Source organism: Actinomyces sp. 565, assembly GCF_010365615.1.
In the GTDB taxonomy this organism is placed as follows: Bacteria; Actinomycetota; Actinomycetes; order Actinomycetales; family Actinomycetaceae; genus Actinomyces.
In genome coordinates this window covers 11478-20467 of sequence record NZ_PIZD01000034.1, presented here as the reverse complement: position 1 = coordinate 20467, position 8990 = coordinate 11478, and the positions used below count along the sequence as shown (strand labels likewise).

Below are 8990 nucleotides of genomic sequence, written 5' to 3'. Positions count from 1 at the left end.
CGGCGCCCGTCTCCGTAGACGGGCGCCGACCTTGAGGCCTGAATCAGGCGCCGTTGATATGGCGCTACTCGCGGGGTCCGAGTCAGATGCCGAAGCCGACGCGGCGGGGAGAGGCCTCGCCGATCTCGATGTAGGCGAGCGAACCCGCCGGGATGAACACCTTGCGGCCCTTGTCATCGGTCAGGGTGACCGCGGAGGTAGCGGCGTCAGCCACGGCCGCGAGGACCTCCTCTTGGGAGGCGGAGGTCTCCAGCTGGAGCTCGCGAGTCGAGTGCTTGATTCCGATGGTGACCTGCATGGGTACTCCTTGTGTCCAGGATTTGGGTCGCTCAACCCTGTAAAGGGCAACGGCCCGTATTGGGGCGTCTGCCCCGATCCTACGGGTGCCATCGCCGCAACCGTCCGCCATGAACGCCGTGATCCGGGCCGTTTCGCGTCGCGCGGACAGCCAGATGTCCTCGCCCGCACCGATTCGATGTCCAGGTGACGCTAAGGGCGTTCCATTCACGTCGGACCCCCGTGGTGAGATGGATGCATGTCCAGCCCCACCGGCGCCCCCCGCCTCCTACCCCCGCTCGCGCAGCCCCCACTTCCCGAGCCTGACGCCTCCGCTGCCCGGGTCCTCAGTCGTGCCGCAGACGGTGCGAACATCGTCGTTCTCGGCGCCCCGGGTACCGGCAAGACCACCACCGCTCTGCGCCTGCTGGTCGAGGCGGTAACCACCCGCCGCAAGGAAGCGGTCCTGCTCGCGCCCACACGGGCCCGCGCTGACCGCCTGCGCGAGCGCGCCTCCCACCTGCTCAGCCTCGCCGGTGCCTCCTCAGGCACAGTCCGGGTACGCACACCCGTCGGCCTGGCCCTGACGATCCTGACAACCTCGTTCACCCAGCGTCCCGACCCGCTGCCCGCCCCGGTCCTGCTCGCTGGGGCGGAGGAGGACGCCGCGCTGGCCGGGCTGGTGCCCGGGGCCGACTGGGGGGACCTGCCCGCCGAGGCCGTCGAGTCACGTGCCTTCCGCACCGAGCTGCGCAATCTGTTGGCCCGTGCCGGCGAACTCGGCGTCACCGCCGAGCAGCTCGCCGCTCTCGGCGCCGAGCTGGACGTCCCCATCTGGCGGCACGCCGCCCCGCTGCTGCGCACCTGGGACGCGCAGGGCCGCCCCAGCGCCGCCAACCGCTCCGCCGTTCGCAAGATGGACTCGGCCCGCCTGCAGGACCGCGCCCGCGAGGTCCTGGAATCCTGGGGCGACGACGGCGTGAACGCGCCGCGTCCAGTTCCGGACGTTATCATCGTCGACGACTACCAGGACTGCACCGCTGCCACCGCCCGTCTGCTGGCTGCCCTCGCCGCCCCCGACGCCGATGGTCACCGCGCTCAGATCGTTGCGCTGGGGGATCCCGACGCCGCCGTTGAGGTCTTCCGCGGCGGCAACCCCAGCCTGCTCAACGCCGCCGAGGATCGCTCCGGGCTCGCCGCCGAGCGCCTAACGCTGCGTACGGTCCACCGCGGCACACCCGCACTCGCCCAGGTGTGGGCCGCGCAGGCCGACCGCATCCCCATCACCGGCACCGCTACTCACCGGCACCCCGAGTACGTCAGCGGCCCGGCATCCGCCGCTGCGCCGCCCGCCGCCGGGACAGATGCCGCGGCTGGAGATGCCCACGATGCTTCCGGAGCGGGTGCCATTGACGCAGCGCCCCAAAACACGCCCCAAGATACGACGCACGTGCAGGCGCTTCCGAGTGGTGTTGAGACCATCATCGCCTCCGGGCCGCTCCAGCAGACTGCCCAGATCGCTCGCATCCTGCGCGGCGAGCACGTCCACTACAACACCGCGTGGGACCAGATGGCCGTGATCGTCCGCTCCGCGAGCACCGCCCGCGCGGTCAGCCGAGAACTGCGCCACCACGGCGTTCCCCTGGCCTCCAGTACCCCGGCCGTGCTGCTGCGCGCCGAGCCGGCCGCGGCCGCCATCATCAACGCCTGTCGCGCCGCGCTGGCCGGCACCCTCGGGGACGCCGACACCCCACCCGAGTGGGCCACAGCCTTCGACCTGCTCACCAGCCCCCTGATTGGGCTGACCAACCTGGACCTGCGTCGGCTGCGGCGCCGCCTGCGCGCCGACCGGCCCGCCGAGGCCGGCCGGGATGAGAACCTGCTAGGCGTGCTGGCCAGTCCTGAGGCGGCTGCCGTCCTGGCCCGGGAACTGGCTGACGAGCCCCTGGCCGAGCAGGCCATACGGCTCGAGCGCGCGGCCGGGGTCGTCGCCGTCCTGCGGCGGGTTGTAGACGCCGCCAGGGGAGGGCGCGTTGACGCCGAGGCACTGATGTGGGCTGCCTGGCAGGCCTCTCAGTGCGCGGAGACTTGGCGCGCCACGGCGCTTACACCGCGCACCTCCCGCTCCGCCGCACTCATGGCCGAGGCGGCGGAACATGACCTGGACGTGGTCACCGTGCTGTTCAAACGCGCTGAGGTGTGGGCAGAGCGCCACCCCGGGGCCGCAGCAGGCGACTTCCTGAACGAGCTCGCGGCAGAGGTGCTGCCCTCGGACACGGTGGCCCCGCAAGGAATCCGCCCGCCCGGCGTCGCGGTCCTCCCCCCGGCCTCCGCGGCCGGAGCCCAGTGGGAGGTAGTGGTCGTCGCCGGGGTGGAGCGGGATGTGTGGCCCGATCTACGGCTGCGCGACGGAGTGACACACTCCGGCCTGCTGGTCGACGCCGTCACCGGCCGCCTCCCGCTCGTGGCCGACGGCAGGCGGGTGGCCGCACAAGATCCCGCCGAGGCCCGCAGTCAGGTCCGGGGCGACGAACGCCGCATGTTCCTCTCTGCCATCTCCCGCGCCAGTCGCCGTCTAGTGATTACCGCTGCCGCGGATGCCGACACCGCCCCCTCGGCGTTCCTGTTCGAGGTCGCCGCCGCTGCCGAGCAGAAGATCTTCAACGAGGACGGCGAGCTCAACCACGCCCCGGATGTTGCGGACCTGACCCTGCCGGGGCTCGTGGGGGAACTGCGCGCTGCAGCCATTGCCGGCCGCCTGGAGCAGGCCGACGCCGGCGCTCGCGCGCGCGGCCGTCAGGCCGAGCAGCTGCTGGCCGTACTCGCCCGCGACGGCGTCAGTGCCGCCGCACCCACCAACTGGGCCGGCCTGGGGCACCCGACCTCCACCGCGCCCCTGGTCGGCGCGGGTCAAGAGATCCGCATCAGTCCCTCCGACGTCGACGCGATCAGTAAGTGCCCGCTGAAATGGTTCCTGCAGCGCAACGGCGGCGGCACCGGCACCAGCGATGCCCAGGGGGTCGGCGTGCTCGTGCACGGCCTGGCCGAGCGCGCTGAACGGGAGGGGTTGCGCGGCGACGCGCTGCGCCAGGCCCTGGAGGACGCGTTGCCGGAGCTGGGTTACCCGGACACCTGGCTGGGTGGTCTTCAGCGGCAGCGCGTGCGCGACATGATTGACCGGCTCGACGCCTACCTCGGGTCGGTCACCGCCCCCGCCCTGGTGGAGCAGACGGTAGACGTCCATCTCGATTTGCCCGTCCCCCAGGACGACGAGGGGGAAAGCGCCGTTGTTGACGGTGGCGGGCCCGTAGCGGGCGGTGATGCCGGGTGCGTGGCCGACGCCGGGGCCGTGGCCAGCGACGGTGAGTCCGTGACCGCGGGGGATCCGATCCCCGTTCGCATACGCGGGCGCATCGACCGCCTGGAGTTCCTCGATGGCACCCCGCCCGACGCATCCGCGGACCGTGTGCTACCCGCCGGGCAGGGACAGCGCGTACGCGTCATCGACTTCAAGACCGGCATCAGCAAGCCAGACAAACCGAATTTCAACGCGCAGCTCGCCACCTACCGCATGGCGCTGTCCGCCCTCGGCTATGAGGTAGATGGCACCGGCCTCGCAGCGCTCGGCGTGGAGCCGCGCGTCACGAAGGATCGTGGTGTGTTCTTGGTGCCCGATGGACTGCTTCTCGCCTCCAGTCCCGATCCGGAAACCGGGAAGGAGTGGGATGTGGAGCTGCTCGCCCGCGCCGCGCTGGATATTTCCGGTGCCAGTCTCATCGCTCGCAGCGGTGGCCACTGTCGCGGGTGCTCCTTCAAGGCCAGTTGCCCCGTCAACCCCGAAGGAAGGAGAACCGTGGCATGAGCGCCGCCGACCTCACCCCAGAAGCCCTCGCCAAGAAACTCGGGTTGCATTCACCTACCGAGGAACAGTCGAAGATCATCGCCTATCCGTTGCGGCCCCTGCTGGTGGTCGCCGGCGCCGGCAGCGGCAAGACCGCCACCATGAGCCAGCGCGTCGTCCACCTGGTCGCCACCGGCGCCGTCCGCCCAGATCAGGTCCTGGGGCTGACCTTCACCCGCAAGGCCACCGCCGAGCTGGCCGAGCGCGTCTCCACCCGCCTCGCCCAGCTGGCAGGCAGCAGCGTCATCAACGGCGCAGACGACTCACCCGAGCCGACCGTGGCCACCTACGACTCCTTTGCCGGCTCACTCGTGCGCGAATACGGCCTGTACGCTGGCGCCGACCCGGATGCCACCCTAATCACCGAGGCCCGCAAGTGGCAGATCGCTACCGACATTCTCGAACGACGCACGGACCCGCTTCCTTTTGAATCCAAGTCCAGCGCGATTGCCGCCGTCCTGCGCGCGGACAATGCGCTGTCCACGAACCTGCTCAGCATTGATGATGCCCGCGAGGAACTGACCGATATTTGCGACTTGTTCTCCGGACTGCAGGCCATTCAGAAGAACCTGCTAGAGGACAAGTCGACCACTGTAATAGCGACCTGGCTGGGCGTGCTCGACGCTGTGCAGGACTTCCGCGACTACAAGCGCCGACATGGACTGGTCGACTTCGGCGACCGGCTAGTGCTGGCCTGCCGTATCGCCGAAGAAGTGCCCGAGGCCGTGGCGTCCATGCGTGCGCAGTATCCGGCAGTGCTGCTGGATGAGTTTCAGGACACCTCCGTCGCCCAGGTGCGGCTGCTGTCCGCACTGTTCGCCGATCAGGGCGTCACCGCCGTCGGCGACCCCAACCAGGCCATCTACGGCTGGCGCGGAGCCAGCGCCGGCGCGCTGGACACCTTCCACAACCGCTTCAACCCCTCAGGCGTGCAGTCCGTCGCCGACGGCGGCAACCCCGAAGCCGAGACCCCGGTGCTGCAGCTGTCGACCGCCTGGCGCAACGACTCCGCGGTCCTCGCCGCCGCCAATGTCATCTCGAACCCCCTGCGCAACCCTGAGTATCAGCTTGGCGACGCGGCCATAAGCCATGTCCCAGTGCGCGAGTTGCGTGAGCGTTCCGCCGACGACGGTCTCGGTGCCGGGCGGGTGTTCGGATCATTCCTCACCGACCCGCTGCAGGAGGCGAACGTCATAGCCGATTTCATGCAGCAGCGTTGGAGCCGGACGGCAGAACTGGCGGTGCTGTGCCGTAGCCGCATCCAGATGACGCCGGTGGCCGAGGCCCTTGAGGCGCGTGGTATTCCCTACGAGGTGGCGGTGTCGGGCGGCATGCTGTCCATCCCAGAGGTAGCGGATGTGCGGGCCCTACTGGCTGTGGCCGCGGATCCCGAACGTGGCGATCGGCTCATGCGCCTGCTCACGGGAACCGATGTCGGTGCGGCCGATTTGCGGGCCCTGCAGCACTTCGCTCGCGAGCTCGTGCGCCAGCGCGACCGGACGGGCGGTGAAAACGCCGGAGCCGGCGGACATGCTGCGGAGCAGCTCGAGGATGTGGCCCTGTCCGAGGCGCTAGAGGAGCTCGCCCGCCGCGATGACGCCACCTATGTCCCCGGTGTCCGGCGTGCGGCGGGAGCAAGCAAGTCCGCGGTGAGGAACCCCGATTCCGGGCTCAGTGAGGCGGGACGGCAGGCGATCGTGCGGATCGCCCGGGCGCTGCGCCGCGTACGCGGCGCGCTTGCGCTGCCGTTGCCGGACCTAGTGGTGGTCGCCGAACAGGCACTCGGACTGGACATTGAACTGGCAGCCCGCGTCGGCAACCGTATGGGGCGGCGCGCCCTGGATGCCTTCCAGGCCGCCGCCGAGCAGTACGCCGCCGATGTCGATGTTCCCACCGTCTCCGGGTTCCTGGAACTGCTCGAGCTTGCGGAACAAGAGGAGCGCGGGCTGGAGGTCCCCGATATCGAGCCCGAACCGGGCGCCGTGCAGATCATGACCGTCCACGGCGCCAAGGGCCTGGAGTGGGACTGTGTTGCCGTCACCGGCCTGTCTGAGGCGTCTTTCCCCAGTTATGAGACCAAGCCGCGCGCGGACGGGACGGTGGCCGACAAGTCTTGGATGAACTCCGTTAATACATTTCCCTATCCCTTACGCGCTGACGCAGACCAGTTGCCGCCCTTCGAACTCGGCAGCCTGGAGATACCAATGGGCCCGGGCATTAAATTGAGCCGGGATGAGAAGGCCGAGATTAAGGCCCTTAAGGAGCAGTACAAGCTCGCGCTTGGACGCCACCTGATTTCCGAGGAGCGTCGCCTCGCCTACGTGGCTATAACTCGTGCACGGCATGACGTGCTGATGACCGGTTCCCACCTGGTCAAGGAAGGCAACACCGTAAAGCCCGCATCCCGGTTCCTGACCGAGCTGCAGCGGGCGGGGCTGCTTGCCGAGTTCGGCCCGGGCTTCACCGAATTGCCTGAGGACGCCGCCAACCCCGTTGGGATCGCGGAGGCTCCCTGGCCGGTGAAGCACACGGCCGCCCCGGGCTCGGAGCGAGCCGCCCGCATCGCCGTCGCCGAGGCCGTCAGCCGTGCCATGGCGGCCCCGACCGTGGCCTCCGCGGGCGAGGCCCTCCGCGGCGTGCATCCCACGGGGGAGGGCGCCACCGACGGGCGCGTCGCCCGCTGGTGGGAGGACGCCCGGCTACTGCTGGCCGAGCGCGACGCCGCCGCGGCCGAAGTGCCCACGGTCCGCCAGCCCGCTCACCTGGCCGCAACCGGGCTCGGCGAGCTGCGCCGCGACCGCGACGGCTTCGCGCTAGGCCTGCGCCGACCGCTGCCGTCCCAGCCGCAATCATCTGGCCGCCTGGGAACCGTCTTCCACGACGCCATCGCCCAGCGCCTGACCAGCCAAGGTCCGCTGTTCAGCCTGGAGGACGCCGGCGTGCCGGAGACCTTGAGCAAGGCGGACCGCGACCACGTCAACGACTGGCTGGAGGTTGCCGCCGACCACCCACTGCTGGCGGGATACCAGTTGGTGAGCACCGAGGAACCGCTTGAGCTCACCATCGGCGACACCACGCTGCGCTGCCGCATCGACGCCATCTTTCAGCGCCCCGGCAGTGACGACTACCTGGTGGTCGACTGGAAGACCGGCCACCAACGCGTGCCGGTGGACCAGCTCAGCGTGTACGTGCACGCATGGTCCGCAGCCAAGGACCTGCCCACCGACCAGATCCGCGCCGCCTACGTCTACGTCGCAGACAAGGGCCGCGTCGACGAGCTGGGCGAGAAGGACTTCCTCTCCCTGGAGGAGATTCGGCGCAGCCTGGACCTGCGGGATCAGTGAGTGTCGGAGTCTCCCCTGCCCTGCTGGTAGCCGGACCCCGCGGAACCCCGCCCCCGCGGTAGTGCGATAGCCCCTGCGGCCGCGCCGCGGTCGGGGGAACTAGTCCCCGCCGCCCGGCTCGTTGCCGTCCGCCGCATTCTCGCCGGTACCCTCGTGGTCGCCATCGGCGTCATCCTCGACCAGCACCATCTTGACCTCGCTGGTAGTCGCTTCCGGCTCAGCGGTCTCCTTGACCCCGGGCACGGGGGCCAGCCGCGGACCGCTCGGCTCCACCAACGGCTCGTCCCCGACCTGGGCAGCCAGGTCTGCCAGCATCGCCACCGCGTCATCAACAACGGAGGCACTCCCGGATCGCACGCCGTGCATCAGCCAGCGTGCCAGGCTCAACTCGCTGACCAGCTCCGCCCGATCACGCAGGTGCCGGTCCACGCCCTCGGTGCGCGCCAAGTCGTAGGCGGACTCGATCGAGTCCAGGCAGTCCACCGGTACGGACGCATACACCCACGCCATGTCTTCGGCCGGGTCGCCCACATGGGCCTGTCCCAGGCCACGCATAGCCACTACCGCCCCTCCCGCGGTAAGCACGTTCTCCGGCGCGAGGTCGCCGTGCACCACCACCGGGCGGAACCTCCACAGCGCCGAGTCCTCCAGCGCCACCTCCCAACGGGCCAGCAGCGCCGGCGGCACCTTGCCCGTTGCGGCGGCGTCGTCAAGCAGGTTCAGCCACTGGGTACGCACATCGTCCGCGTCGTACACCGGCAGACCAGCCTCGGATACCACGGTGGTGGGCAGGTCATGCAACTCTCCCAGGGCTTTACCCAGCCCAGCAGAAAGCCCAGGCCCAGGGCGCAGCGACCCAACGTCCATGTGCCGCCCCTCTAGGTGGCTGCGCACTTGAATGTGACTGCCCTCCAGACGGAGCGTGCCGGCGGGGCGGGGCACGTCGAACGACAACCGGCCGTCGTCGGCCACCCGGCCGATGCGGCGCAGCACCTCGGCCTCCGCCTCCATGGCCGCTCCAGTGGCGTCATCATGTGTTTCCAGCACTTCCCAGTGGCGGCCCTGAGTGTCTATGACACCAACCGTGCGCACAGCAGCGGACCGCTCCTGGGGGAGGGCCAACCGCGCCGGGTCCAGCCCGGGCACCGCGACCCCGGCAAGGGCCGCCAAGGCCAGCCGCGAACGCTCGCGGGCCGGGCCGGAACCGCCCGCACCGCCGGAGGATTCCGCAGAGCCGACGGGCGCCTGCGGGCTGCCGGAGTCTTGTGAGGAACTGAACTCGGACATGCGCGTGGGTCCGGACGACTCGGTGGGCGGCTGCGACATGACTCCACCGTAGGCGAGGAATCCGCCCAGTGGGGCGGCGCCGCGCCCCGGGGTCCGTACAGCTTCCAGCACACTGGCAGTCGGCCTCCCACCACTGCGGTGCTCCTCCCGGGCGCACGAGGTTTTCCACAGGCCCAGAAAAC

Annotated in this window: 4 protein-coding genes; 2 read left to right on the top strand and 2 right to left on the bottom strand. The window is 70.0% G+C overall.

Features of this window, described 5'->3' with window-relative positions; translation table 11 throughout:
• Positions 1 to 82: 82 nt before the first annotated feature.
• Positions 83 to 298, bottom strand: a complete 216-nt coding sequence (locus GZ997_RS06035; RefSeq protein WP_073327391.1) for a DUF3107 domain-containing protein — start codon at positions 296 to 298, stop codon at positions 83 to 85.
• Positions 299 to 535: 237 nt separating this feature from the next.
• On the opposite strand from GZ997_RS06035, the gene GZ997_RS06030 reads away from it, so the two are divergent.
• The gene (locus GZ997_RS06030; protein ID WP_162679241.1) at positions 536 to 4138 is read left to right on the top strand and encodes a PD-(D/E)XK nuclease family protein; all 3603 of its coding nucleotides are present in this window, start codon (positions 536 to 538) and stop codon (positions 4136 to 4138) included.
• Complete coding sequence (locus GZ997_RS06025) at positions 4135 to 7521, top strand: ATP-dependent DNA helicase (protein WP_162679240.1); 3387 nt, start codon at positions 4135 to 4137, stop codon at positions 7519 to 7521. Before GZ997_RS06030 ends, GZ997_RS06025 begins: the two co-directional genes overlap by 4 nt.
• 99 nt (positions 7522 to 7620) lie before the next feature.
• Here GZ997_RS06025 and GZ997_RS06020 read toward each other — a convergent pair whose 3' ends face one another.
• Complete coding sequence (locus tag GZ997_RS06020) at positions 7621 to 8847, bottom strand: phosphotransferase (protein WP_162679239.1); 1227 nt, start codon at positions 8845 to 8847, stop codon at positions 7621 to 7623.
• Positions 8848 to 8990 lie beyond the last annotated feature (143 nt).

Coding starts and splice junctions, on each gene's coding strand:
- GZ997_RS06025 (WP_162679240.1), top strand. CDS start 4,135: ATGAGCGCCGCCGACCTCACCCCAGAAGCCCTCGCCAAGAAACTCGGG.
- GZ997_RS06030 (WP_162679241.1), top strand. CDS start 536: ATGTCCAGCCCCACCGGCGCCCCCCGCCTCCTACCCCCGCTCGCGCAG.
- GZ997_RS06035 (WP_073327391.1), bottom strand. CDS start 298: ATGCAGGTCACCATCGGAATCAAGCACTCGACTCGCGAGCTCCAGCTG.
- GZ997_RS06020 (WP_162679239.1), bottom strand. CDS start 8,847: ATGTCGCAGCCGCCCACCGAGTCGTCCGGACCCACGCGCATGTCCGAG.